The 24436-nt window shown below is 74.6% G+C and carries 25 protein-coding genes and 3 tRNA genes; 12 read left to right on the top strand and 16 right to left on the bottom strand.

Translation table 11 applies throughout. The annotated features are described in order from the left end of the window. The first annotated feature begins 104 nt into the window (after window positions 1–104). Together ACFY23_RS17700 and ACFY23_RS17705 are read left to right on the top strand one after the other, a co-directional pair. Window positions 105–338, top strand: coding sequence for an Lrp/AsnC ligand binding domain-containing protein (locus ACFY23_RS17700; protein WP_350686149.1), 234 nt, complete (start codon window positions 105–107; stop codon window positions 336–338). Continuing rightward, entirely contained in the window at window positions 339–983 is a 645-nt protein-coding gene (locus ACFY23_RS17705) for a DUF3515 family protein (RefSeq protein ID WP_350686150.1), read from the top strand. Window positions 984–1087: 104 nt separating this feature from the next. Here the strand turns inward: ACFY23_RS17705 and ACFY23_RS17710 are convergent, their stop codons facing one another. Then, window positions 1088–2194, bottom strand: coding sequence for a D-alanine--D-alanine ligase family protein (locus ACFY23_RS17710; protein ID WP_350686158.1), 1107 nt, complete (start codon window positions 2192–2194; stop codon window positions 1088–1090). Between the two features lie 207 nt (window positions 2195–2401). On the opposite strand from ACFY23_RS17710, the gene ACFY23_RS17715 reads away from it, so the two are divergent. After that, window positions 2402–3685 (top strand): ATP-binding protein, encoded by a 1284-nt coding sequence (locus ACFY23_RS17715; RefSeq protein ID WP_350686151.1) that lies wholly within the window; start codon window positions 2402–2404, stop codon window positions 3683–3685. Between the two features lie 168 nt (window positions 3686–3853). Here the strand turns inward: ACFY23_RS17715 and ACFY23_RS17720 are convergent, their stop codons facing one another. Continuing rightward, the gene (locus ACFY23_RS17720) at window positions 3854–4072 is read right to left on the bottom strand and encodes a hypothetical protein (RefSeq protein WP_350686153.1); all 219 of its coding nucleotides are present in this window, start codon (window positions 4070–4072) and stop codon (window positions 3854–3856) included. 277 nt (window positions 4073–4349) lie between these two features. Here ACFY23_RS17720 and ACFY23_RS17725 point away from each other — a divergent pair, with 277 nt between their 5' ends. Together ACFY23_RS17725 and ACFY23_RS17730 are read left to right on the top strand one after the other, a co-directional pair. After that, window positions 4350–5195, top strand: a complete 846-nt coding sequence (locus ACFY23_RS17725) for a helix-turn-helix transcriptional regulator (protein ID WP_350686154.1) — start codon at window positions 4350–4352, stop codon at window positions 5193–5195. A 4-nt stretch (window positions 5196–5199) separates the two neighbouring features. Beyond that, on the top strand, window positions 5200–5400 hold the full coding sequence (locus tag ACFY23_RS17730; RefSeq protein WP_350686156.1) for a DUF397 domain-containing protein: 201 nt from the start codon (window positions 5200–5202) through the stop codon (window positions 5398–5400). A gap of 248 nt (window positions 5401–5648) precedes the next feature. On the opposite strand, the gene ACFY23_RS17735 is transcribed toward ACFY23_RS17730, so the two are convergent. From ACFY23_RS17735 to ACFY23_RS17750, 4 genes are all read right to left on the bottom strand, one after another. Then, on the bottom strand, window positions 5649–6437 hold the full coding sequence (locus ACFY23_RS17735; protein ID WP_350819127.1) for a putative protein N(5)-glutamine methyltransferase: 789 nt from the start codon (window positions 6435–6437) through the stop codon (window positions 5649–5651). A 164-nt stretch (window positions 6438–6601) separates the two neighbouring features. Further along, on the bottom strand, window positions 6602–7714 hold the full coding sequence (locus ACFY23_RS17740; RefSeq protein WP_350687364.1) for a cystathionine gamma-lyase: 1113 nt from the start codon (window positions 7712–7714) through the stop codon (window positions 6602–6604). Between the two features lie 4 nt (window positions 7715–7718). Beyond that, window positions 7719–8717, bottom strand: a complete 999-nt coding sequence (locus tag ACFY23_RS17745; RefSeq protein WP_350819129.1) for an NAD(P)H-dependent glycerol-3-phosphate dehydrogenase — start codon at window positions 8715–8717, stop codon at window positions 7719–7721. A gap of 76 nt (window positions 8718–8793) precedes the next feature. Next, window positions 8794–9528 (bottom strand): lysophospholipid acyltransferase family protein, encoded by a 735-nt coding sequence (locus ACFY23_RS17750; protein ID WP_350819131.1) that lies wholly within the window; start codon window positions 9526–9528, stop codon window positions 8794–8796. Window positions 9529–9656: 128 nt separating this feature from the next. Between ACFY23_RS17750 and cofC the strand changes: the two genes are divergently transcribed. The 4 genes from cofC to ACFY23_RS17770 all read left to right on the top strand — a co-directional run bounded on the left by cofC (window position 9657) and on the right by ACFY23_RS17770 (window position 13975). Then, complete coding sequence (cofC, locus tag ACFY23_RS17755; RefSeq protein WP_350819133.1) at window positions 9657–10292, top strand: 2-phospho-L-lactate guanylyltransferase; 636 nt, start codon at window positions 9657–9659, stop codon at window positions 10290–10292. An 84-nt stretch (window positions 10293–10376) separates the two neighbouring features. After that, complete coding sequence (locus ACFY23_RS17760) at window positions 10377–10574, top strand: cold-shock protein (RefSeq protein ID WP_350684722.1); 198 nt, start codon at window positions 10377–10379, stop codon at window positions 10572–10574. A gap of 53 nt (window positions 10575–10627) precedes the next feature. Further along, window positions 10628–12982: an RNA degradosome polyphosphate kinase gene (locus tag ACFY23_RS17765; RefSeq protein ID WP_350684721.1), complete on the top strand. Its 2355-nt coding sequence runs from the start codon at window positions 10628–10630 to the stop codon at window positions 12980–12982. A gap of 24 nt (window positions 12983–13006) precedes the next feature. Further along, window positions 13007–13975 carry an NUDIX hydrolase gene (locus ACFY23_RS17770; protein WP_350684720.1) on the top strand — a complete coding sequence of 323 codons (969 nt, stop codon included), beginning with the start codon at window positions 13007–13009 and terminating at the stop codon, window positions 13973–13975. Between the two features lie 198 nt (window positions 13976–14173). On the opposite strand, the gene ACFY23_RS17775 is transcribed toward ACFY23_RS17770, so the two are convergent. From ACFY23_RS17775 to leuC, 3 genes are all read right to left on the bottom strand, one after another. Continuing rightward, a complete protein-coding gene (locus tag ACFY23_RS17775) occupies window positions 14174–14845 on the bottom strand; it encodes an HU family DNA-binding protein (RefSeq protein WP_350684719.1) in 672 nt (223 codons plus the stop codon). Window positions 14846–15017: 172 nt separating this feature from the next. After that, complete coding sequence (gene leuD / locus ACFY23_RS17780; RefSeq protein ID WP_350684718.1) at window positions 15018–15605, bottom strand: 3-isopropylmalate dehydratase small subunit; 588 nt, start codon at window positions 15603–15605, stop codon at window positions 15018–15020. Window positions 15606–15620: 15 nt separating this feature from the next. After that, entirely contained in the window at window positions 15621–17069 is a 1449-nt protein-coding gene (gene leuC, locus ACFY23_RS17785) for a 3-isopropylmalate dehydratase large subunit (protein WP_350684717.1), read from the bottom strand. A gap of 49 nt (window positions 17070–17118) precedes the next feature. Between leuC and ACFY23_RS17790 the strand changes: the two genes are divergently transcribed. After that, window positions 17119–17805, top strand: a complete 687-nt coding sequence (locus tag ACFY23_RS17790) for an IclR family transcriptional regulator (protein WP_350684716.1) — start codon at window positions 17119–17121, stop codon at window positions 17803–17805. A gap of 660 nt (window positions 17806–18465) precedes the next feature. On the opposite strand, the gene ACFY23_RS17795 is transcribed toward ACFY23_RS17790, so the two are convergent. From ACFY23_RS17795 to ACFY23_RS17810, 4 genes are all read right to left on the bottom strand, one after another. Further along, window positions 18466–18541: transfer RNA gene (locus tag ACFY23_RS17795), tRNA-Glu, on the bottom strand. A gap of 494 nt (window positions 18542–19035) precedes the next feature. Continuing rightward, window positions 19036–19108, bottom strand: a tRNA-Glu gene (locus tag ACFY23_RS17800). Window positions 19109–19244: 136 nt separating this feature from the next. Beyond that, a tRNA-Gln gene (locus tag ACFY23_RS17805) sits at window positions 19245–19316 on the bottom strand. 107 nt (window positions 19317–19423) lie between these two features. Next, window positions 19424–20227 carry a fumarylacetoacetate hydrolase family protein gene (locus ACFY23_RS17810; protein WP_350819134.1) on the bottom strand — a complete coding sequence of 268 codons (804 nt, stop codon included), beginning with the start codon at window positions 20225–20227 and terminating at the stop codon, window positions 19424–19426. Between the two features lie 186 nt (window positions 20228–20413). Here ACFY23_RS17810 and ACFY23_RS17815 point away from each other — a divergent pair, with 186 nt between their 5' ends. Continuing rightward, window positions 20414–21721, top strand: a complete 1308-nt coding sequence (locus tag ACFY23_RS17815) for a hypothetical protein (protein WP_350684714.1) — start codon at window positions 20414–20416, stop codon at window positions 21719–21721. Window positions 21722–21754: 33 nt separating this feature from the next. Next, window positions 21755–22624: a 3-methyladenine DNA glycosylase gene (locus tag ACFY23_RS17820; protein WP_350684713.1), complete on the top strand. Its 870-nt coding sequence runs from the start codon at window positions 21755–21757 to the stop codon at window positions 22622–22624. Between the two features lie 93 nt (window positions 22625–22717). Here ACFY23_RS17820 and arfB read toward each other — a convergent pair whose 3' ends face one another. The 3 genes from arfB to ACFY23_RS17835 form a co-directional block, all read right to left on the bottom strand. After that, window positions 22718–23143 (bottom strand): alternative ribosome rescue aminoacyl-tRNA hydrolase ArfB, encoded by a 426-nt coding sequence (gene arfB / locus ACFY23_RS17825; protein WP_350684712.1) that lies wholly within the window; start codon window positions 23141–23143, stop codon window positions 22718–22720. A 9-nt stretch (window positions 23144–23152) separates the two neighbouring features. Next, entirely contained in the window at window positions 23153–23455 is a 303-nt protein-coding gene (locus tag ACFY23_RS17830) for a hypothetical protein (RefSeq protein WP_350684711.1), read from the bottom strand. A gap of 110 nt (window positions 23456–23565) precedes the next feature. Continuing rightward, on the bottom strand, window positions 23566–24435 hold the full coding sequence (locus tag ACFY23_RS17835) for a trypsin-like peptidase domain-containing protein (protein ID WP_350684710.1): 870 nt from the start codon (window positions 24433–24435) through the stop codon (window positions 23566–23568). Between the last annotated feature and the right edge of the window lies 1 nt (window position 24436).

Here is a 24436-nt window from a genome sequence, read left to right on the forward strand (position 1 = left end):
TCGCTCACCGCTTCTCCTCGACCACCGATAGGGATCAGACCTGGTCCGTAAGGTACTTTCTCCTCTCGGGCCGCTCGCGGGCGGCGACGGACGGAGGTCGAGTCGTGGTACAGGCGTACATCCTCATCCAGACCGAGGTCGGCCGCGCGCGTGACGTGGCCGGTCACATCGGGGACCTTGCCGGCGTGGTGCGGGTCGACGCCGTCACCGGGCCGTACGACGTGGTCGTGCTCACCGAGGCGAACACCGTCGACGAGCTCGGCAAACTCATCGTCAGCAAGGTGCAGATGGTGCCCGGCATCACCCGCACCCTCACGTGTTCGGTGGTGCGCCTGTAAGTGGACAAGATCACTGACTCTCCCGTGACCGATTCCGCCCAGGCGGACGAGGCCGCCCCCGACCGCCCGGCCCGGGACCGGACGACCCGGAGCGCCGCGCTGATCGCCACGCTGGTCGCGCTGCCCGTCACCGCGCTGGTGGGCGCGCTCGCCTTCGTCCAGCTCTCGCCGGACGACTCGGCCGAGCCGGCCGCCGCGCCGAGCGCCACGGCCAGCGCTCCCCGCGCCCAGTCCACCGCCCCGGTCGAGATGGCCGCCCCGGCGCTGGCCGAACGGCCCGCCACGGTCTGCCGGGCGCTGCTCTCCCAGTTGCCGCCCACGGTCAACGACCTCGCCCAGCGCCCGGTCACCGCCGGGTCGGAGCAGAACGCCGCGTACGGCGACCCGGCGCTCACCCTGGCCTGCGGCGGCGCGGAGCCGACCGTCGGCGAGACGGACGACGTGTGGACGGTCAACCAGGTCTGCTGGTACGCCCAGGAGGAGACCGACGCCACCGTCCTCACCACGCTGGACCGGGAGACCGCCGTCACCGTCCGCGTGCCGCGGTCGTACGGGCAGGCGTTGCAGTGGGTCTCTCCGATCTCGGAGACGATCGTGGCCTCCGTGCCCTCCGGCGGCGACGCCCCGCGGGGCTGCCAGGGCTGACGCCCGCCCGTCCGCCCGCCAGGAAGGGTCCCTCCCCGACGTCAGTCGTCAGGAAGGGACCCTTCCTATGCATCTGGCGTCAGGAAGGCGCCCTTCCTTGCAGGTCAGTGCAGGCCGACGCCCCGGTGCAGGGCGGTGCGGATGAGGCGGTTGACCAGCTTCGGGTACTCCAGCCCGGACGCCGCCCACATCCGAGGGAACATCGACGTCGGGGTGAAGCCCGGCATCGTGTTGATCTCGTTCAGGTAGACGTCCAGTTCCGGGGTGACGAAGAAGTCGACCCGGGCCAGCCCGGCGCAGTCCAGCGCGGTGAAGGCGCGGACGGCGTACTCCCGGACCTGCCGGGTCACCTGATCGGGCAGGCCGGCGGGGATGTCGTACTCGCAGGCTTCCTCGGAGTCGATGTACTTCGCCTCGAAGTCGTAGAAGTCGTACTCGCCGACCACCCGCACCTCGGCGAGCACCGACGCCTCCGGCGCGCCGCCGGCCTCGCCCTCCAGCACGCCGCACTCGATCTCGCGGCCGACGACCGCGCCCTCGACCAGCACCTTCGGGTCGATCTGGCGGGCGGTGGCGACGGCGGCGTCCAGGTCCGCCCAGTCGGTGACCTTGGTGATGCCGAACGACGAACCGGCCCGCGACGGCTTGACGAACACGGGCAGGCCGAGCCGCTCCTTGTCCGCCTCGCTCAGCGTCATCCCGCTGCGCAGCACCGCGTACGGGCCCACCGGGATGCCCTCGGCGGCGCAGAGCTTCTTGGTGAACTCCTTGTCCATCGCGGCGGCGGAGGCGAACACGTTCGCCCCGACGTACGGGATGCCGGCCATCTCCAGCATGCCCTGGATGGTGCCGTCCTCCCCGTACGCGCCGTGCAGCACCGGGAAGACCACGTCGACGTCGGCGAGCGCCCGGGGACCCTCGGTCGGGTCGAGCACCATCAGCCCGTTGCCGGTGGGGTCGGCGCGCAGCACGATGTCGGCGCCGGACTCGGCGGTGATCTCCGGCAGTCGGCGCGCGTTGATCGCCAACTGGGCCGGGTCACCGCTGGTCAGCACCCACTGCCCGGCCCGGGTGATGCCCACCGGCACCACCTCGAACTCGTCCGGGTCGAGGGCGCCGAGCACGCTGCCGGCGCTGACGCAGGAGATGCCGTGCTCCGGGCTGCGGCCGCCGAAGACGATCGCCACGCGGGTCCTGCCTGGGGTGGTCACTCCGGTCACCTCTTCGTACGCGACTGCTGCGCCGGTGGTGGCGCTCACCCGGTTGACCTTACTGTGCGTTGCGGGCCCCGGCTGCCGATACCCGGGGACGGCCGACCCGACGCCGCAATCGGTCAACAAAGGATGTACGTTGCGTAACCGCCCGCGCGGAGATCCGGGGAGGTGACGGCACCGGGCGCCCACTACGCTGCTCGTCCTATGAGCGCTGATCCCCTCATCGAGTCCCTGACGGCGGCCCTGGACGCCCGCCCCGACGACCTGCCGCTGCGACTCCACCTCGCCTCGCTGCTGCTGGACGCCGGCCGGGCCGGGGAGGCGATCGCGCAGGTCGGACAGGCGCTCGCCCGGGATCCGGGCAACGACCAGGCGCAGGCCCTCATGCAGCGGGCGCTGGGCGGCTCCGTACCCCCGCCGCCGGCGCCGGCCCCGGCGGGCCCGCAGCCGCCGGCGCAGCGCCCGGCGCCGGCCGGGCCCGGCGGTCCCGCCGCGACCGCCGGCCACGACCCGCTGGCGGCCTACGAGCAGGAGCTGGCCGACGTCGTGCCGCCGCGCTTCGCCCGCGCCGGCGACGAGCCGGAGCCGGTGGCCGGCGACTCCGACCGGGTGTACGACGTGGAGACCTCCGGCATCCGGCTGGCCGACGTGGGCGGCATGGCGGCGGTCAAGGAGCGGCTGGAGCTGGCCTTCCTCGGCCCGCTGCGCAACCCGCAACTGCGCAAGATGTACGGCAAGAGCCTGCGCGGCGGCCTGATGCTCTACGGCCCGCCCGGCTGCGGCAAGACCTTCCTGGCCCGCGCGGTCGCCGGGGAGATGGGCGCCAAGTTCATCTCGCTGTCGATCGTGGACGTGCTCGACATGTGGATGGGCAACTCGGAGCGCAACCTGCACGAGCTGTTCCAGGCGGCCCGCCGCAACGCCCCCTGCGTGCTCTTCCTCGACGAGGTCGACGCGCTGGGGCACAAGCGCTCGCAGGTCGGCTCCAGCTCGATGCGGACGCTGGGCAACCAGTTGCTGGCCGAGCTGGACGGGATGGAGGGCAGCAACGAGGGCGTCTTCGTGCTGGCCGCCACCAACACGCCGTGGGACGTCGACCCGGCGCTGCGCCGCCCGGGCCGCCTCGACCGGATGGTGCTGGTGCTGCCGCCCGACGCGGAGGCGCGCGCGTCCATCCTGGAGTACCACCTGCGCGAGCGGCCGATCGCCGGCATCGACCTGCGGAAGATCGTGGCGGCCACCGAGGACTACTCCGGCGCCGACCTGGCCCACCTCTGCGAGACCGCCGCCGAGTACGCGATGGCCGACTCCGTACGCACCGGCGAGGTGCGGATGATCGAGCAGCGGGACCTGGAGCGGGCGGCGAAGGAGGTCCGGCCCTCGACGAAGCCGTGGATGGCCACGGCCCGCAACGTGGCGATGTTCGCCAACGAGGGGGGCGTCTACGACGACCTGGTGGCGTACCTGAAGCGGCGCCGGATGCTGTGACGCCGGACGGCCCGGCGGGGCGCCGGGCCGCGCCTCTCCGCCGGGCCGGGCCTCCTGCCGGGCGGGCTCTCCGCCCGGCGGGGCCGCCTCCCGACCGCGCCGCCAGGGCGGCGTCGACCGACCGCGGCCGCCCGGGCCGCCTCCCGACCAGCGCCGCCCGGGGCGGCGTCAGCCGCGCACGTGCCGCCGGCCGATGGCGATCACCTTGACCCGCTGCCGGCCGGCCCGCACCATGCCCAGCGCCATGAACGCGCCGGCGATCCGGTCGGCCGCCTCGCGGCTGGTCGCGCCGACCACCTGGCGGCGCCGCTCGGGGCAGGTCCGCTCGTCGCGGCCGGCGCCGTCGACGGGGCGGACGTCGGTCAGCACCACGAGGAACCGCGTCATCGGAGGCCGCCGGGGCGGTCGGCGCGGGCCTGCTGACGAGTACGCACGTCGAATCCCTTCCGGCTGACGGGCCAGGGGCGTGGCACGCGGCGATCGGGCTCGGGGGGAAACCCGATCGCCGCGCGCCCCATCCCCTCCGGTCACTCACCACCACCGTCGCCACGACAACCGGCGGTGAGGACGCGACCACAGATTGACACGTATACAGCCGTGAATGCAACTCTCATCGACGTTCTCTCATCTACACCTTCCCGGAAAGATGTGCGACGATCGATGCATGGCTCCCAAGACCGCCCGGGCCCGCCGCCTGGGCATCGCGCTGCGCACCCACCGGGAAGCCGCCGGCCTCACGCTGGAGGCGGCGGCGGACGAGATCAGCAGCACCCGCAGCACCCTGTCCCGCTACGAGAACGCGCAGACGCTGGTCAGCCCGGCCACCGTGCGCGCCCTGCTCACCCTCTACGGGGTCGGCGCGGACGAGGTGGCGGCAGCCGTCCAGCTCGCCAAGGACGCGCGCAAGCCCGGCTGGTGGGTGTCGTACTCGTACCTGCTGGACCGGCGCACCATCGACTTCATCGCCCTGGAGGCCGAGGCGACCGGGATCGCCAACTTCGAGCCGTCCGTGGTGCCGGGCCTGCTGCAGACCGCCGACTACATCCGAGGCGTCATGCGGGGCGGCCCGCACACCCTCGGCGACGACGAGGTGGAGCAGCGGGTCCAGGTCCGGCTCGACCGGCAGCAGCGGCTCACCGGCGACAAGCCGCCGATCCTGGACGCCATCATCGACGAGGGCGCGCTGCTGCGGCCGGTCGGTGACCGGTCGGTGATGGAGAGCCAGCTCCACCACCTGCTGAAGATGGGCGAACTACCCAACATCACGGTGCAGGTGATCCCCCTCGCCGCCGGCTATCACCGGGGCACCCGGGGCTCGCTGCACATCCTGGAGTTCGCCGACCCGGAGGACCCGATCATCGCCTCGGTGGAGACCGTGGCCGGGCAGATGGTCCTGGACCGGCCGGGCGACCTGCGTACCTGCACCAAGATCATGGAGCACCTGCGGACCGTCGCGCTCAGCCCGGCGGCCAGCCGCGACCAGCTTCTCCAACTCCTGAAGGGACGGTAGGACCATGACACCGACGACCAGCGCCACGCTCGCCGCGGCCCGGTGGCGCAAGAGCAGCCACAGCGGCGACGAGGGGGCGTGCGTGGAGATGGCGGTGCTCCCGGAGACCGTCGCCGTCCGCGACTCCAAGGACCCGTCCGGTCCCGCGCTGCTCTTCCCGCCCGCCGCCTGGGCCGCCTTCGCCACGGCGCCGCCCCGCCGCTGACCCCACCCTCGGCGCCGGCGCCGCCTGCCCGCACGCGACGCCGGCACCCCCGCGCCGTCGACGGTCCCGCCGTTGGGAGCCGGTGGGGCCGTCGACGGGCGGGCCACGGCGGGCCTCCCGCGCGGCGCCCGCGCGCCGCCGGGCGACGGTGGACCCACCCGAACTGGCGGCCCGGCGGCCGGCGGGAGACCTCGCGCACCTGCCGCGCGTCGGGAGCGGGCGGCCCGCGCCGAGACGCGGAGCCCCGGTCAGGCGGGGCGGCGGGCGGTGACGGCGGTGGCGTCCCGGTCGTCGTCGCGGGTCACCGCGGGATCCAGGCCGGCGGCGGTCAGCGCCGCGCAGAGCGCGTCCGCCTGCGCCTCGCTCGTCTCCACCACCAGGTGCCCGCCCGGGGCCAGCCAGCGCGCCGCGCCCGCGGCCACCCGGCGCAGCACCGCCAGCCCGTCCGACCCGCCGTCCAGGGCCACCGGCGCCTCGTGCAGCCGGGCCTCCGGCGGCATCAGCGCCACCGCCGCCGTCGGCACGTACGGGGCGTTGGCCACCACCAGGTCCAGGCTCCCCCGCCAGCGCGCCGGCAGCGGCTCGTACAGGTCGCCGTGGAAGACCGGCACGCCCAGCGGCGCCAGGTTGCGCCGGGCGCAGGCCACGGCGGCCGGGTCGACGTCGGCGGCGGCCAGCCAGCGCGGCGCGAGCCGGCGGGCCAGCGCGACGGTGGTGGCGCCGGAGCCGCAGCACAGGTCCACCACGGCCGCCGCCGGACCGGTCACCGCGACGGCGGCGTCGACCAGCAGGGCGGTACGCGCGCGCGGCACGAACACGCCGGGGTCGACGGCTATCCGCTCGCCGCAGAACTCGGCCCAGCCGAGCAGGTGCTCGAGCGGGAGCCCGGCGACCCGGCGGTCGGCCAGGTCGGAGAGCGCCCGCGGCGAGTCGGCGGCGGCGATCAGCAGGTCCGCCTCGTCCTCGGCGTAGACGCAGCCGGCGGCGCGCAGCCGGTGCACGAGGGCGGGCCGGTCGGGGTGGAAGGAAACGGTCATGGTGAACCTCCGGGAGCGCTCGTCGACGCTCCCGGCCGCCGGGTCAGCCGGCGTGGCGTCGGAGGGGAGCGTCGGTCCTGCCTGTCGGGTGGATCGGACTCACCTCCTCCGGTCGGGCCCGGCGCGGGCCACGGACGGCCCGTACGGGCCACGGTCACGATAGCTCAGCGGCTGGCGTCGAGCGCGGCGGCCACGTCGGCGACCAGGTCGACGGCGTCCTCGATGCCGCAGGAGAGCCGGACGAAGCCGGGCGGAGTGTCGTCGCCCCACTGGGCCCGCCGGTCGGCGGTGGTGTGCAGCCCACCGAAGGAGGTGGCCGCGGCGACCAGCCGGGCCGCGTCGAGGAAACGCGCCACCCGCGCGGCGTCGCCGAGGTCGAAGGAGAGCACGCCGGGGATCCGTCGCATCTGGACCGACGCCACCGGGTGGGCCGGGTCGCCGGGCAGCCCCGGCCAGCGCAGCCCGGTCACGTCGGACCGCCCCGCGAGCAGCCCGGCGAGCGCCTCGGCGTTCGCGGTCTGCCGGGCCAGCCGCAGGTCGAGGGTGGCCAGCGACCGGTGCGCGAGCCAGGCGTCGAACGCGCCGGGCACCGCACCGGTGACGTTCCGCCAGGCGGTCACCGCGTCCAGCAGTTCGGTGGAGCGGGTGGCGACGTAGCCGAGCAGCAGGTCCGAGTGCCCGGTGAGCGCCTTGGTGCCGGAGGCCACCACGAGGTCGGCCCCGAGGTCCAGCGGGCGCTGCCCGAGCGGCGTGGCGGTGGTGTTGTCGACCGCGACCAGGGCGCCGGCGGCGTGCGCGCGCGCGGCCAGCGCCGGCACGTCGGCGACGTCCAGGCCGGGGTTCGCCGGGGTCTCCAGCAGCACCAGGCGTACGCCGTCGAAGGCCGGATACGGGCCGGCGGTCGGGGCGAGGAGCACCCGCACCCCGTTCCCCTCCAGGGTGTCCCGGGCGAAGGCCCGGACGGCGAAGTAGCCGTCCGACGGGAGCACCACGGTGTCCCCCGGCCTCAGCACCGTCAGCAGCAGCCCGGTGATCGCGGCCTGCCCGCTGGCGAAGACCCGGCACTCGCCCCCCTCCAGCTCCCCGACGGCCGCCTCCAGCAGCCGGCGGGTGGGGTTGTCCGGCCGGCCGTAGCCGTTCGGCGCCGCCGCCGGGCCCGCCCACGGGTCCAGGTGGTACGGCGCGGCGAAGACCGGCCCCGGCAGGAACGGCTGACCGGGCGCCGGCTCGGGCAGGCCGGCGCGGACGCAACGGGTGCCGTCGTGTGGTTCGGTCACTCGTTCACTCCGGCTTCGTCGTCCGGCTCATCAGGGCGTCGACGGCGAGGCGCGGGTCGACACCCTCGTGGCAGACCAGCTCGACCTGCTCGGTGATCGGCATCTCCACCGCGTGCGCCCGGGCCAGGTCGCGGATGGCGAGCGCGCTCTTGACCCCCTCGGCGGTCTGCCGCGTGGCGACGCGGGCCTCCTCCAGGGTCGCGCCCCGGCCCAGGTGCTCGCCGAAGGTGCGGTTGCGGGCCATCGGGGAGGAGCAGGAGGCGACCAGGTCGCCCATTCCGGCCAGGCCGGCGAAGGTGAGCGGGTCGGCGCCGAGGGCCACCCCGAGCCGGGCGGTCTCGGCGAGCCCCCGGGTGACCAGCATGGCCCGGGTGTTGTCGCCGAAGCCCATCGCGACGGCGATCCCGTACGCCAGCGCGATCACGTTCTTCACCGCGCCGCCCAGCTCGCAGCCGATCACGTCGTCGTTGGTGTACGGGCGGAAGTAGGGCGTGGTGATCGACCGCTGCACCAGCGTGGCCCGGTCCGGGTCGGTGCAGGCGACCACGGTGGCGGCCGGCTGCTCGGCGGCGATCTCGGGGGCCAGGTTGGGCCCGGAGACCACCACCACCCGGTCCGCCGCCACCCCGGCGGTCTCCACGATCACCTCGCTCATCCGCCTGGTGGTGCCGAGCTCGATGCCCTTCATCAACGAGACCAGGGTGGCGTCCGGGTGCAGGTGCCCGGTCCACTCGGCGAGGTTGCCGCGCAGCGTCTGCGACGGCACGGCCAGCACCACCAGCTCGGCTCCGGTGATCGCCTCGGCGGCGTCCCCGGTCGCCGTGACGCGGGACGGCAGCAGCACGTCCGGCAGGTACTCCGGGTTGCGCCGCCGCGCGCGGATCGTGTCGGCGACCGCCGGGCGGCGTGCCCAGATGGTGACGTCCCGGCCGGCGTCGGCGAGGATCTTGGCGAACGCCGTCCCCCACGAGCCGGCCCCCAGCACCGCGACGTGCCCGCTCACGCCGCCACCTCGCTCCGCTCGGCGGCGGCGCGAGGCGCCACGCTGCTGTGCCTGATGGTTCGCTCGCACCGCTCGCTCACGCCGCCGCCCCCGGCCGGCGCTCGCCGCCGGTGCGGCCCGGTCGTTCCCACAGGGGCGGCGGCGTGCCGCCCCGGATCTCCGCGAGCATGTCACGCAGCCGCAGCATGATGGTGTCGGTCATCTCCTCGAGGACGGCCTTCGTCGGGGTGGCCCCGGTCCACCGGCTCAGGTCGACGGGCGGGCCGGCGACCACGGTCACCGGGAGCCGGGGGCGGGGGTTCAGCCGGGCCCGGCGGGGGTCGAAGATCCGCTCCGGGCCCCACATGGCGACCGGGATCACCGGCGCGCCGGTGGCGAGCGCGAGCCGGGCCGCCCCGGTCTTGCCCCGCATCGGCCACAGGTCCGGTTCGCGGGTGGTGGTGCCCTCCGGGTAGATCACCACCGCGCCGCCCTCGTCGAGCGCGGCGACCAGGGCGTCCAGCGACTTCACCGCGTCCACGGTGCCCCGCTCGACCGGGATCTGCCGGCACCGGTGCAGGATCCAGCCGACCACCGGGACCCGGAACACGCTGGCCTTGCCGAGAAACCGCGGCCAGCGGCCGGAGTCGTAGACGAAGTGCGCGGCGACGAGGGGGTCGGCGTGCGAGATGTGGTTCGGCACGATGATCACGCCGCCGTCGCGGCGGAGGTGCTCCATGCCGCGCCAGGTGCGCCGCGTCCAGACCGTCATGACCGGCTTGACCAGCACCACGGCGAACCATTGCCAGAATCCCAGCCTCCGCCGTGTCACTGCGCCTCCTCGTGCCGCCCCGACCCGCACCGGATCCGCACCCGGTCACGCCCGCAGCGGAAATCATGCCTGCTCGCCCCGGGTCCGGCCAGAGAGGGTACCGCCGCCCGGCTGGCAGGATGGCGGGTGTGAGTCAGCCGAGGTGGACCGTCGTGGTGCCGGTGAAGCGCCTCGCCGCCGCGAAGAGCCGGCTGCGGGGGGCGCTGCCGGCCGTACCGCACGAGGCGCTGGCGCTGGCCCTGGCGGCCGACACGGTCGCCGCGGTGCGGGCCTGCCCGGCGGTGGCCGGGGTGCTGGTGGTCACCGACGACGCCCGGGTGGCCGCGGCGGCCCGCCGGGCGGGCGCGCGGGCCCTGCCGGACGCTCCGGACGCCGGCCTGAACGCCGCCTTCCGGCACGGCGCGTCGGCCGCCGGCGGCGGCTGGGTGGCCGGGCTCACCGCCGACCTGCCCGCGCTGCGCCCGGCCGAGCTGGCGGCGGCGCTGCACGCGGCGCAGGCCGGCCCGGCGGGCGTACGCCGGTACGTGCCCGACGCCCCCGGCGACGGCACCGTGCTGCTGGCCGCGCCGCCGGGCGTTCCGCTGGATCCCCGGTTCGGGGTCGGCTCGGCCGCCGCGCACGCGGCGAGCGGGGCGCTGGCCCTGAGCGGGGACTGGCCGAGCCTGCGCCGCGACGTGGACACCGCCGACGACCTGGCCGCGGCGGCCCGGCTCGGGCTGGGGCCGGAGACCGCCGCGCTCGCCGCCGCCGGCTGCCCCGCCTGACGCGCGCCGGCCGCGTGGGTGCGGCGGGTGGGTGCGGCGCGTGCGGGCGGCGTGCCGGGCTGCGGGCGGTGTAGCGTGCGGGACATGCAGGGCACGGTGGCCACCTACGACGCGGCGACCCGCAGCGGGATGCTGCTCCTCGACGACGGCACCGAGCTGGCCTTCCCGGCGCGGGCGTTCGACGCCTCCGGCCTGCGGCTGCTCCGTCTCGGCCAGCGGCTGCGCGTCGAGACCGACGCCGCCGGCGAGGTCGTCCGGGTGACCTTGCCGACGATGGCCTGAACGACTGGTCGATGTTCATTTTGCGTTAACCCGGCTCGGGTGATTATGGGCAGGTGAGCACCCCTCGCGAGCCCACCAACCGACCGCCACGCGCCGCCGACCCGGCCGCCGCCCGCAACGGCACCCGTGCTCGGGGCGTCGACGGCCGATTCCGCCCCGCCGGGTCGGCCGAGACCGCCCGGACGGACGACGCCGGCCCCGACGCGGCGGCCGCCTCCGCCGGCCTGGAGGAGGTGCTGGACCCGGTCACCGGGCCGTCCCCCGCCGCCCCGTCGGCCCCGGCCCCGGACCCGTCGGCGGCCCCGGCGGCGCCCGGCGCCGACGACGAGCCGCCCGCCGTGGCGCCGCTGCCCGAGGACCGCTTCCTCAACCGGGAGCTCTCCTGGCTCGACTTCAACGCCCGGGTGCTGGCGCTCGCCGAGGACCCGCGCACGCCGCTGCTGGAACGGGCCAAGTTCCTGGCCATCTTCGCCAGCAACCTGGACGAGTTCTACATGGTGCGGGTGGCCGGCCTGAAGCGGCGGCTGCAGGCCGGTCTCCCGGTGCGCGGCGGCGACCGGCTGCCGCTGCGTACCCAGTTGGAACTGGTCGCCGAGAAGGCCGCCACGCTGGTCACCCGGCACTCGGCCTGCTTCACCGACGACGTCCTGCCGAAGCTGGCCGCCGAGGACATCCGCATCCTGCGCTGGGCGGACCTGGACGACCCCGAGCGGGAGCGGCTGCGCGCGTACTTCCGGGAGCAGATCTTCCCGGTGCTGACGCCGCTGGCGGTCGACCCGGCGCACCCGTTCCCGTACATCTCGGGACGGTCGCTCAACCTGGCCGTCGCGGTCCGCGACCCGGACGGCGGCTCCGAGCTGTTCGCCCGCGTGAAGGTGCCGAACAACGTGCCCCGGTTCGTCCGGGTGCACCGGGACCTGCCGGGCGTGCGGATGCTGCCGGTGGAGGACCTGATCTCGGTGCACCTGGGGCAGCTCTTCTCCGGCATGCAGGTGGTCGAGTGCCACCTGTTCCGGGTCACCCGCAACGCCGAGGTGGAGGTCGACGAGGACCGCGACGAGGACCTGCTCCAGGCCCTGGAACGGGAGCTGGCCCGGCGCCGGTTCGGCCCGCCCGTCCGGCTGGAGGTGGACGCCGCGATCTCCGACCACATGCTGGAGCTGCTCGTCCGCGAGCTGGACATGCACGACCAGGAGGTGCTGCGGGTGCCCGGCCTGCTGGACCTCTCCGCGCTGTGGCAGCTCTACAACGAGGCCGACCGGCCGGACCTGAAGGACCCCCCGTTCGTGCCGGCCACCCATCCCCGGCTCACCGAGGGCGAGGTGCCGCGCAGCGTCTTCGCCACCCTGCGCGACGGCGACATCCTGGTGCACCACCCGTACCACTCGTTCGCCACCAGCGTGCAGCGCTTCATCGAGCAGGCCGCCGCCGACCCCGACGTGCTCGCCATCAAGCAGACCCTCTACCGCACCAGCGGCGACTCGCCGATCGTCGACGCGCTGGTCGAGGCGGCGGCCGCCGGCAAGCAGGTGGTGGTGCTGGTCGAGCTGAAGGCGCGGTTCGACGAGGTGGCCAACATCGGCTGGGCGCGCACCCTGGAGCGCGCCGGCTGCCACGTCGTCTACGGCCTGGTGGGCCTGAAGACGCACTGCAAGACCGCCCTGGTGGTACGCCAGGAGGGCAACCAGATCCGCCGCTACTGCCACATCGGCACGGGCAACTACCACCCGAAGACCGCGCGGCTCTACGAGGACTTCGGCATGCTCACCGCCGACCCGGAGATCGGCGCCGACCTGACCGACCTGTTCAACGTGCTCACCGGCTACAGCCGGCAGACCGCGTACCGGCGGCTGCTGGTCGCCCCGCAGGGCATCCGCAGTGGGCTGATCGAACGCATCGAGCGGGAGATCTCGCACGTGCGGCTCGGCATGCCCGGGCTCGTGCAGATCAAGGTGAACTCGCTGGTCGACGAGGAGGTCACCGACGCCCTCTACCGGGCCTCCCGGGCCGGCGTGCACGTCGACCTGCTGATCCGAGGCATGTGCACGCTGCGGCCGGGGGTGCCGGGCCTGTCGGAGAACATCCGGGTCCGCTCCATCCTGGGCCGGTTCCTGGAGCACTCCCGGATCTTCCGGTTCGGCAACAACGGCGACGCCGAGTTCTGGATGGGCTCGGCCGACCTGATGCACCGCAACCTGGACCGCCGCGTCGAGGCGCTGGTGCGGGTCAGCGACCCGGTCGCCCGGGCCGAGCTGGACCACGTCATGGCCGCCGCGATGAGCCCCGACGTGGAGGCGTTCGAGCTGGCGGCGGACGGCACCTGGAGCCGGCGTACCGGCACCGCCGAGGAGCCGCTGGTGCACCTGCAGGATCTGCTGCTGCGTCGGGTCGGTGGCACGGCGGGCTGACCCGCGCGCGCATAGGCTGACCAGATGCTGGATGAGCGGGACGCGGCCGGCCCGGGCCGGAGCTGGGCGGCCGACCTCCCCGACGGGACGACACCGGTCCGGGCGGCCGGCGGCGTCGTGTGGCGCCCCGCCGACGCCCCCGACCCGACCGCCGTGGGCCCGGGCGGCCGGGGCGTCGGGGTGCTGGTGTGCCTGGTGCACCGGCCCCGCTACGGCGACTGGTCGCTGCCGAAGGGCAAGCTGGAGCCGGACGAGCACCCCCTGCTCGCCGCCGTACGCGAGGTGGCCGAGGAGGCCGACGTCTGGGCGGTGCCGCAGGTGCGGCTGCCCAGCGTGCGCTACCGGAGCGAGGGCCGGCCGAAGGTGGTCGACTACTGGTCGATGCGGGCGGTGGCCGACGGCGGTTTCCAGCCGGGCACGGAGGTCGACGAGGTGCGCTGGCTCGACGTCGACGAGGCCGTCCGGCTGGTCAGCTACCCGCACGACGCGGAGGTGCTGGCCGCGTTCGCGGCCCTGCCGGCGGTGACCGGGACGCTCGCGCTCGTCCGGCACGGGCACGCCGGCAAGCGGGGCACCTGGTCCGGCCCGGACACCGGCCGGCCGCTCGACGCCCGGGGCTGGGCGCAGGCGCAGGCGCTGGCCCCGCTGGTGGCGCTGGTCCGCCCGGCGCGGCTGCTGTCGGCCTCGGCCCGCCGGTGCGTGCAGACCCTCGACCCGGCGGCGGCGCTGCTCGACCTGCCGATCGAGGTGAGCGGCGACCTGGACGAGCCACGGCCCGGTCAGCAGCCCGACGAGTGCGCGCTGGCCGTCGCCGCCCGCCTGACCGAGCTGGCGGCCTCGGGCGAGCAGGTGGGGGTGTGCAGCCAGGGCAAGGTGATCCCGGCCGCCCTGGAGCGGCTCAGCGGGCGGGCGGGCGACTTCACCACCCCGAAGGGCGGCGGCTGGCTGCTCGCCTTCACCGGGGACCGACTGCTCGCCGCCGACCGCCTCTGACCGGCCGACCCCGACCAGCAGGACGACGCCCGGGGCGAGGGTGCGGGTGGTGAGGTGGCGGGAGCGCACGGGGCTGCCTTTCGCCGACCGGAAGCGGTTCCGCGTGTGGCACACCGCCCGGTCAACGCCCCGACGACCAGCGCGTGGACGCGGCGAGGGCGCCCACCGTGCCGGTGGACGCCCTCGTACCGCTAAGCATCAGCGCGTGGCCGCGGCCTTTCTGGCCGGAGCCTTCTTCGCCGGGGCCTTCTTGGCCGCGGTCGTCTTCTTCGCCGCCGCGGTCTTCTTCGCCGCCGTGGTCTTCTTGGCCGCGGTGGTCTTCTTCGCCGGGGCGGCCTTGGCGGTCGTGGTCTTCTTCGCCGCGGTGGTCTTGGCCGCCTTGGCCGCCGTGGTCTTCTTGGCCGCGGCGGTCTTCTTGGCCGCCGTGGTCTTCGCCGCGGCGGTCTTCTTCGCCGCCGCCGTGGTGGCCTTGGCGCCGGCCGCCTTGGCACCCGTGGCCTTGGCACCCGTGGCCTTGGCGCCCGTGGCCTTGGCGGCGGTGGTCTTGGCGGCGGCCGTGGCGGTCTTCTTCGCCGCCGCCGTGGCCTTCGGCACCTTGCCGCTGGCCACCATCTCCTTGAATCCGGCGCCCGGCCGGAAGGTCGGGACGGATGTCTTCTTGACCTTCACCGCCTCGCCGGTCCGTGGGTTGCGCGCTGTTCGGGCGCCCCGGACGCGCTTTTCGAACGCTCCGAATCCGGTGATCGCCACCTTCTCGCCCTTGGTGACCGCCGCCTGGACCTCAGCGAGGACCGCGTCGAGCGCGGCCGTCGCCGTCTTCCGGTCCCCCAGGCGAACGGCGAGCGCCTCGATGAGCTCGGCCTTGTTCACGACTTCCTCCCGATTGTGCAACTGACTCGACGCGAGCCATTCTGCGCGCACGGTATGCCCTGTGCTGCCGGGACACAAACATTCGGTGGAAAAAAGCCCTTGTGTCGTAACGGATTCGCCCCCACCGGTCAGACCGGTGGGGGCGGAAACCGCTGCGGGATCGGGCGTACGGCTATGCGACCGAGGGCAGGAACGGCGGCCGGGTGGCCTCGAAGGCACTGATCTCGGCCTCGTGCCGGAGGGTGAGTCCAATGTCGTCCAAGCCCTCCATCAGCCGCCAGCGGCTGAAGTCGTCGAGCGGGAACGACCAGGCGGCCTCACCGACCCGGACCTGCCGGGCGGTCAGGTCGACGGTGACCGGGGTGGTCGGGTCGGCCTCGACGAGAGACCAGATCTCCTCGACCGCTTTCAATTCCAACTCGACCGGGAGCAACCCCTCCTTGAGCGCGTTGCCCCGGAAGATGTCGCCGAACCGGGGGGAGATCACGGCACGGAAGCCCCAGTCGCGCAGCGCCCAGACGGCGTGCTCCCGGGAGGAGCCGGTGCCGAACTCCGGACCGGTCACGAGAATCGACGAACCGGAATACGCCGCATCGTTGAGCACGAATTCGGGGTCCTCGCGCCAGGCGCTGAACAAGCCGTCCGCGAAACCGGTCCGGGTCACCCGCTTGAGGTACACGGCGGGGATGATCTGGTCGGTGTCCACATTGGAACGGCGCAGCGGCAAAGCGGTGCCGGTGTGGGTGGTGAACCTCTCCATCAGCGGTGTGCCCTTCTACAGGTCGGCGGGAGCGGCCAGCCGGCCCGCCACGGCGGTGGCGGCGGCGACCGGCGGGGACACCAGGTGGGTGCGTCCACCCCGGCCCTGGCGGCCCTCGAAGTTGCGGTTGGAGGTGGACGCGGAGCGCTGGCCCGGGGAGAGCGTGTCCGGGTTCATGCCCAGGCACATCGAGCAGCCGGCGAAACGCCACTCGGCCCCGGCGTCGGTGAAGACCTTGTCCAGCCCCTCCGCCTCGGCCGCCTCGCGGACGGTGGCGGAACCGGGCACGACGAGCATCCGCACCCCGTCGGCGACCCGGTGCCCGCGCAGCACGTCGGCGGCGGCGCGCAGGTCCTCCAGCCGACCGTTGGTGCAGGAGCCGACGAAGACCACGTCGACCGCGAGGTCGCGCAGCGGGGTGCCGGGCCGCAGGTCCATGTACTCCAGCGCCCTGCGGGCGGCGGTGCGCTCGGCGTCCGTGACGAACTCCTCCGGGTCCGGCACCGCCGCGCCCAGCGGCGCGCCCTGACCCGGGTTGGTGCCCCAGGTGACGAACGGGGTGACCACGCTGGCGTCCAGGGTCACCTCGGCGTCGAAGGTCGCGCCCTCGTCGGTGGGCAGGGTCCGCCAGTAGGCGACCGCCGCGTCCCAGTCGGCACCCCGCGGGGCGTTCGGCCGCCCCTTCAGGTACGCGAACGTGGTCTCGTCGGGCGCGATCATGCCGGCCTTGGCGCCCCACTCGATCGACATGTTGGCGATGGTCATCCGTCCCTCCATGGACAGCGACCGGATCGCCTCGCCGCGGTACTCGACGATGTGGCCGCGACCGCCGCCGGTGCCGACCTGGGCGATCAGGGCGAGCACCAGGTCCTTGGCGGTGACCCCGGGGGCGAGCTGCCCCGTCACGTTCACCGCCATCGTCTTCGGCCGGATCTGCGGCAACGTCTGGGTGGCCAGCACGTGTTCGACCTCACTCGTGCCGATGCCGAACGCGAGCGCCCCGAACGCGCCGTGGGTGGAGGTGTGCGAATCGCCACAGACGATGGTCATGCCGGGCTGGGTGACGCCGAGCTGCGGGCCGATGACGTGCACGATGCCCTGGTTGGCGTCGCCGAGCGCGTGCAGCCGGACGCCGAACTCCGCGCAGTTGCGGCGCAGCGTCTCGATCTGCGTACGCGAGGTGGGGTCGGCGATGGTGAGCAGGTCGCCACGCCGTTCCCGGAACGACGGGTCGGCGTACCCGGTCGGGGTGTTGTGGTCCTCTGTCGCGAGCGTGAGGTCGGTGCGGCGCACCCGGCGGCCGGCGAGGCGCAGCCCGTCGAAGGCCTGCGGACTGGTCACCTCGTGCAGCAGGTGCAGGTCGATGAAGAGCAGGTCGGGCTCGCCCTCGGCGGACCGTACGACGTGCGCGTCCCAGACCTTCTCGGCCAGGGTCCTCGGCTCGTTAGTAGTGACTCCCACCATCTGGACATCCTAAATTCTGGGAGGTAAATTTCGGCTTGTGGGACACAGTATGAGCGGTGTCGGCGTTCTCGACAAGGCGGTGGTCATTCTGGCCGCCTGCGTCGACGGCGCCAGCCTGGCCGAACTCGTTGAACGCACCAAGCTGCCCCGGGCGACCGCGCACCGGCTGGCGCAGGCGCTGGAGATCCACCGGATGCTCGTCCGGGACACCCAGGGCCGCTGGCGCCCCGGCCCGCGCCTGGGTGAGCTCGCCAACGCCGCGCCGGACGTGCTCCTGACGGCGGCGGAGCCGCTGCTGGCCGCCCTGCGCGACGCCACCGGCGAGAGCGCGCAGCTCTACCTGCGCCGCGCCGACGAGCGGATCTGCGTGGCCGCCGCCGAGCGGGCCAGCGGCCTGCGGGACACCGTGCCGGTCGGCTCGGTGCTGCCGATGACGGCCGGCTCGGCGGCCCAGATCCTGCTCGCGTGGGAGCCGCCGGAGGCGGTGATGCCGCTGCTGCCCCGATCGAAGTTCACCGGCCGCACCCTCGCCGAGGTACGCCGCCGCGGCTGGGCGCAGAGCGTCGCCGAGCGGGAGGCCGGTGTGGCCAGCATCTCAGCGCCGATCCGCGACCGCACCGGCCGGGTCATCGCCGCGATCAGCGTCTCCGGCCCGATCGAGCGCCTCGGCCGCCGCCCCGGCGAACGCCACGCCATGGCCGTCGTCCGGGCCGGCCAACGCCTCTCCGGCCTCTGACCGACCACCCCGTCGACGGCCTTCCGGCCCGGGTCCGGGAAGCTCGGCGAGCGGGCATCCCCTGCGGGCGTTCTGCTCTCCATCGGACTCCCCGGGCCGCCTGGACGCGCCCAGACCGCCCAGACCGAGCGGGCCGCTCAGACCGAGCGGGCCGCTCAGACCGCAGCGGACTGCCCGAGAGCCAGCGGGCTGCCGGGAGCCCAGCGGCCAGCCAAGGAGCCATCGAGGGCACCGAGAGCCGCACAGGGCAGGGCGCCGAGAGCCTCAGGGCGCCCTGACCCAAGCGAACTGCCGGGAGCCCATCGGGCAGCCGGGAGCCGGCCAGGCTTTGGGGGCGCCGGCCAGGCTGCCCGGCAGTCTCGGGCCGCCGGCCAGGCTCTCGGGCCGCCGGCAGTCGGGCCGCCGGCAGTCGGGCCGCCGGCCAGGGGCCGGCGCCGAGCGGTTGGCCGAACCCGGAGCTATCCACGCCCTCGCCTCACGCGATCCAGCGGCTTCAGCCGGACGATCAAGAGGTTTGCGTCCCGAACCACCCCGAAACCCGACCAGAACCTCTTGGTCACCGGCAGCACGAGGGTCCGGAGCGGAGGGCCGGGGGGCGGGGAGCGGGTGGGACTAAAAACGGAATGGCCCGCCTCGACGGAGTGAGGCGGGCCATTCGTGTGGTAGCCCCGACCGGATTCGAACCGGCGCTACCGCCTTGAGAGGGCGGCGTCCTGGGCCGCTAGACGACGGGGCCAAGACTTTCCTGCTTCCACCGCCCTTACGAGCGGTGCCGCTGTAGTCTAGCGGCGTCCCCCGAGGGGGCCGGCACCGGGTCGGGCGGGCGCGCGGACCACCGTGAGACCAGGTGTCAGGCGGCCGACGGCCCGGCGGGGGCCGCCCAGGAAGACGGCACCGGCAACCGCTCGCAGGGGCCCGGCACCGGCAACCGCACGGGAAACCGGCACCGGCGGCGGCCGCAGGTAGCCGGCGAGGCCACCGGCCGCCTGCCCAGGGATCCCGCACGGCAGCAGCCACCGTGGGAGGACCTGCACCCGACCGGCGCGGGCAGCCGCCCCGCAAGGACCTCTACGACCCAAAAGACAGCAGGCAAGAAGAAGACGGGCAGCGGCAGCCGGACCAGCAGGATCGGCGCAAACCGGGCCGGTTCACCAAACCGGGCCGGTCACCGGACCTGGCCGGAGACGCGAAACGGCCCGCCTCACCGGGTGAGACGGGCCGATCACGCTGTAGCCCCGACCGGATTCGAACCGGCGCTACCGCCTTGAGAGGGCGGCGTCCTAGGCCGCTAGACGACGGGGCCAGAACTTCCTTGCCACACCGCTCTCCCGAGCGGCGCCGCTGGACTCTATCAGAGAGAACCTCCGACTCCCAGACGGGAACCGGAGATGCTCTCCAGCGAGATCCAGCGCCCGAGGCTCTCTCGAACCTCGGCTGCGCTGGGGTACCAGGACTCGAACCTAGACTAACTGAACCAGAATCAGTCGGGCTGCCAATTACCCCATACCCCATTGGCCCCTTGCGGCGCCGGGAACAAACTCTACCCTCCCGGTGCCGACAGGCCAAATCGAGCCCCCCAAACCGCCCGTGACCTGCGGAAACGGGGCCTCGACGCGGATCAGGCGACGGGCACCACCGGATTCGTCAGCTCCCCGATCCCCTCGATCCGCACGGTGACCGTATCCCCGTCCACGAGCGGGCTAACCCCCGCCGGCGTGCCGGTGAGCACCACGTCGCCGGGGAGCAGCGTCATCACGTGCGAGACGTACGACACCAGGGCCGGCACGTCGAAGACCATGTCCCGGGTCCGGCCGAGCTGGCGGACCTCCATCTCCTCGGGGTTGCGACCCACCTCACACCGGATCTCCAGGTCCCGCACGTCGAGCCCGGTGGTGATCCACGGCCCGATGGGGCAGAACGAGTCGAAGCCCTTGGCGCGGGTCCACTGGCCGTCGGAGCGCTGGAGGTCCCGGGCCGTGACGTCGTTGGCGCAGGTGTAGCCGAAGATGGCCCGCTCGGCGGCGGCCCGGTCGGCGCGCCGCGCGCCCGGCGCGCCGATCACCACCGCCAGCTCGGCCTCGTGCTCGACCTGCTTGGAGAAGATCGGCAGCCGGATCGCGTCCCGGGGCCCGATGACGGAGGTGGACGGCTTGAGGAAGAGCAGCGGCTCCTTCGGCACCTCGCTGCCGTGTTCGGCGGCGTGCTCGGCGTAGTTGCGACCGACGCAGACGACCTTGCTGGGCAGGATCGGCGAGAGCAGCCGGACGTCCGACAGAGCCCAGCGGGCGCCGGAGAACTGGATCTGGCCGAACGGGTGGCCCTCGATCTCGGCGATGGTCAGGCCCTGCGGGCCCGCCTCCGGCTCACCCTCGACGACCCCGAACGACATTCCCTTGGCATGAGCAAAACGAGCGATACGCACCAGGCCAATCTAGTGCGGTGTCCCCCGGCGTCCACCAGGTCTGCCGGTGGGTCGCCGTGGTGGTGGGTCCGCAGCCCGGGGTGCGCGCACCCTACGTCACGGCCCGCCTCACGGGGCGGACTTCGCGACTTCGTACCCGCCCGGCGTCGCCCCGCCCCTAGCGTCGGCTCCGGAGGTTCGGTTCGTATGCCTGCATCGACACGACACCACAGGGCCCTCGCAGTGTTCGTCCACTGCCTCGGCATCCTCGCCGCCGTGCCGGCACTGCCCACGGCGGCACCACCCGCGGCGGCCGCGCAGCCACCACCGGCGGTAGCCCCACAGCCACCACCGGCGGCCGCGCCGACCCCGGCGCCGGCGATGCCGTCGGTGCCGCCGGCGGTGCCCTCCCCGACCCGGCCCGCCCCGCCGGTGGCGAAGCCGCCGGTCACGGTGGCGGTGGCACCGGAGAGCACGCCGGCGCCGCGCTACCGGATCCAGGTCCGCAACGCCGGCAACACGCCGGTGGACACCACCGTGCGGCAGGAGCTGCCGCCCGGAGCCTCGGCGACCGCCATCACCACCGGCGGCCGGGCCACCCGCGCCACCGGCCAGGCCGCCGCCGAGGTGACCTGGCAGCTCAAGCTGCCCGCGCGCAGCACCACCACCCTGGGCACGACGCTGACGACGGCCGCCCCGGACCGCCCGCTGACCGCGCCGGCCTGCGCCTTCGCCCGCGACGGCAGCCGGCCGTACGACTGCGCGACGGCGACCTGGAACGCGGCCGCGCCAGCGGCGGCGAAGGAGACCCCGGAGACGCCGGCGTGGCGTCGGACGCCGGTGCTGCTGGCCGGGCTGGCCACGGTGGCGGTGCTCGCGCTCGGCGGGGTCTGGACGTGGCGGCGGCGCCGTCGGCCCGTCGCCACGGCCCTCTCGCCCGGCGGGCGGGGGACCGTCTACCCGCGGCCCGCCACGCCCCGGCCGGCGCAGACCCGCCGTACGCCGTCGGTCTGGCTGATCGTGCCGGTGGCCGCCGCGGTGCTGGCCGGCACGGTGGGCACCGCCGCCTGGACGGCCACCCGGGAGGTCGCGTCCATCGACACCGACAGCCAGCCGACCAGCGGCGCGTGGATCGGCCGGGGCACCAACGGCGCGATCGGCGAGCCGCTGCGCGAGTCGGCGTTCGAGTTCACCGTCTTCCGGGTGGCGTGCGACCCGGGCCGCGGCGCGCGGCAGTGCCAGGCCACGGTCGGGGTGCGCAACCTCACCCCGGAGCAGCAGAGCTGGCACGGCCGCCTGCAACGGGCGTACCTGCCGGACGGCAACTTCGTCAGCACCGACGAGCAGGCCACCCGGGCCGCCAACCAGGGCCGGGACGTCTTCGCCCAGCCGATGGCGGGCGGCAGCCGGATGGTGCTGCCGCTGGTCTTCACGGTCGACGGACAGGCGCCGCCGGAGCAGTTGGAGCTGCGCAGCGGGGTGTTCTCCGCCGGGGTCCGGGTGGACGTGCCCTGACCGGCGGCGGGGCGGCGGTCGTACCCTGGGTCCGTGACCGCCGCCCTCGCCCCGACCGCCGTGCTCGACGCGGCGCGCTGGCGGGCCCGGCGCCGGGCGCACGAGGCGCGGGTCGACGCCTGGCTCACCCCGCACCTGGCGCGCCGCCGCCGGGGCGAGAAGCACCCGGTGGAGGACTTCCTCTTCACCTACTACTCGCACCGCCCGGCGCAGCTACGCCGGTGGCACCCGGGGGCCGGAGTGGTGCTGCGCGACGCGGACCCGGCCGAGTTCGGCCGGGACTACCGCGCCACCGCCGCCGGGGTCACCCTCGACACCGAGGGGGTACGCACGCGGCGCGCCGAGTCGGTCGAGTGGATCCGGGCGCTGCTGGTGGCGACCGCCGGCCGGCCGGCGCACCTCGGCTGTTTCGGAATGCACGAGTGGGCCATGGTCTACCGGCAGACCCAGGCGGAGGTACGCCACAACGCCTGGCCGCTGCGGCTGAGCCCGGAGCGGACCGCGGCCGTGGTGGAGGAGCGCGGGGTGCGGTGCAGCCACTTCGACGCGTACCGGTTCTTCACCGCGCCGGCCCGGCCGTTGAACGTGCTCACCCCGACGCGGGAGACGCAGCACGCCCACGAGCAGCCGGGCTGCCTGCACGCCAACATGGACCTCTACAAGTGGGCGTACAAGCTCTCCCCGCTGGTGCCGGGCGAGCTGGTCGCCGACGCGTTCGAGCTGGCCCGGGAGATCCGCACGCTCGACATGCGGGCCTCCCCTTACGACCTGGCCGACCTCGGCTACCCGCCGGTGCGGGTGGAGACGCCGGAGGGGCGGGCCGAGTACGCCGCCGCGCAGCGGGGGTTCGCCGACCGGGCCGCGGCGCTGCGGGCCCGGCTGCTCGATGCCCTGCCGGCGTAGACCCGCAGGCAGGGCGGGTCTACGCCCGTCGTCCTGCCCGTCGGTCGCCCTGCCCCGTGGTTCGCCGCGGTCGTGGGTCGCCGCGGGCGTCCGTCAGTCGCCGTCGACTCGGCGGTCGCGCTTGCGCTGCGACTGGCGTTTCTTCTCGGCCAGCCGGCGCTCCTTGGCCCCACGGGAGGGTCGGGTCGGCCGGCGGGGCGGGGGCGGCGGGGCCGCCGCCTCGCGCAGCAGCGCGGCCAGCCGTTCCCGGGCCGACTCCCGGTTGGCCAGCTGCGCCCGGTGTTCACTGGCGGTGATGGTCAGCACGCCGTCGACGAGCCGCCCGGCGAGCCGGTCCAGCGCCCGCGCCCGCAGCGTTTCGGGCACCCCGGGCGAGGCGCCCAGGTCGTAGCTCAGCTCGACCCGGGAGTCGGTGGTGTTGACGCCCTGGCCGCCGGGGCCGGACGAGCGGGAGAAGCGTTCCCGCAGCTCAGCGGCGGGGACGACCCACCCGTCGGTCACCCGCAGTCCGTCGTCCACACCCCGAGGCTATCGCCCCGGCCCGGTGCTCGGGGTGGCGGACGGGCCAGGGGTCGGGTGGGCTGGGGCGGGCTCGGCGTCGGAGTCGACGGCGGCGTACGCGACCGCCCCGACGAGCAGCAGGGCGATCACCCCGATCTTCGTGGTGGCCACCTTGATCAGCAGCCACGCGGTGCGCCGGGCACCGGGCACGGTCTTCTTGACGGTCTGGTAGTCGGCCCACCCGCGTCGCGCCCGGGCGTACGCCGACCCGACACCGGTTCCGATGATCAGGCCCACCAGCAGGAGGGCCACGATGACAGGACGCTCCACCCACGCCAGTATCCACACTCAGCGTAATATTTCCATGGTCCGATCATTTCGCGCCGGGTATCCGACAGTTTTCACGTTCCCATCCCGCGCGAGGACGGCGTCCGCGCAGCTCAGCCGCCCTTTCCGATGATCGTGTCGGCGGTCTGCTGCACCTGTTCGATGGGGATGGCGAAGCCGATCCCGATGGAGCCGTTGCCGTCGATGGTGGCGATCGCGGTGTTCACCCCCACCACCTCGCCGCGCGCGTTGACCAGCGGGCCGCCCGAGTTGCCCGGGTTGATGGAGGCGTCGGTCTGCACCGCGGTGTGCCGGTTGTCACCGAGGCGCACTTGCCGGTCCAGGGCGCTCACGATGCCGGCGGTGACGGTGCCGGCGAGCCCCAGCGGCGAGCCGACCGCCAGCACCGGCTCGCCGACCCGGGTCGCCCCCGGCTTGGCCAGCGGCAACGCCGCCAGGCCGGCCGACGGCGGCACCCGGAGCACCGCCAGGTCGCTGCGCGGCTCCCGGCCGACCACCTCGGCGGCGAACCGCCGCCCGTCCGGCAGCTCCACCGTCACCGAGCCGCCGCGCCCCTTCGCCAGGATGTGGTCGTTGGTGATGATGTGCTGCTGGTCGTCGACGGCGAAGCCGGAGCCGGTCGCCGAGGCTCCGCCGCTGCCCCCCACGAGCACCGAGACGACCCCCGGCACCGTCTTCTCGGCCGCGGTCACCAGCTCCGCCGGGACCGGGGCCGCCGAGGCCGCCGCCGGGCCGGGCGCGTCGTCCCGGCTGGCCACCACGCCGCCGGCCACCGCGCCGGAGGCCGTGGACAGGGCCACCACCGCCAGCCCGGCCAGCAGCCGCCCGTGCCGGCGCCGGCGCCACCCGGCGGGGCCACGACCCGACCCGGGCCCGTCCCACCGGGGCCGCCCGTCGGGGTCCAGCTCCGGCGAGATGAACCAGGGGCCGCGCGGTTCGCCCAACCCGGTCTGCACTGCCATG

The sequence above is a fragment of the Micromonospora sp. NPDC000121 genome, from assembly GCF_042899165.1.
Classification (GTDB): domain Bacteria; phylum Actinomycetota; class Actinomycetes; order Mycobacteriales; family Micromonosporaceae; genus Micromonospora.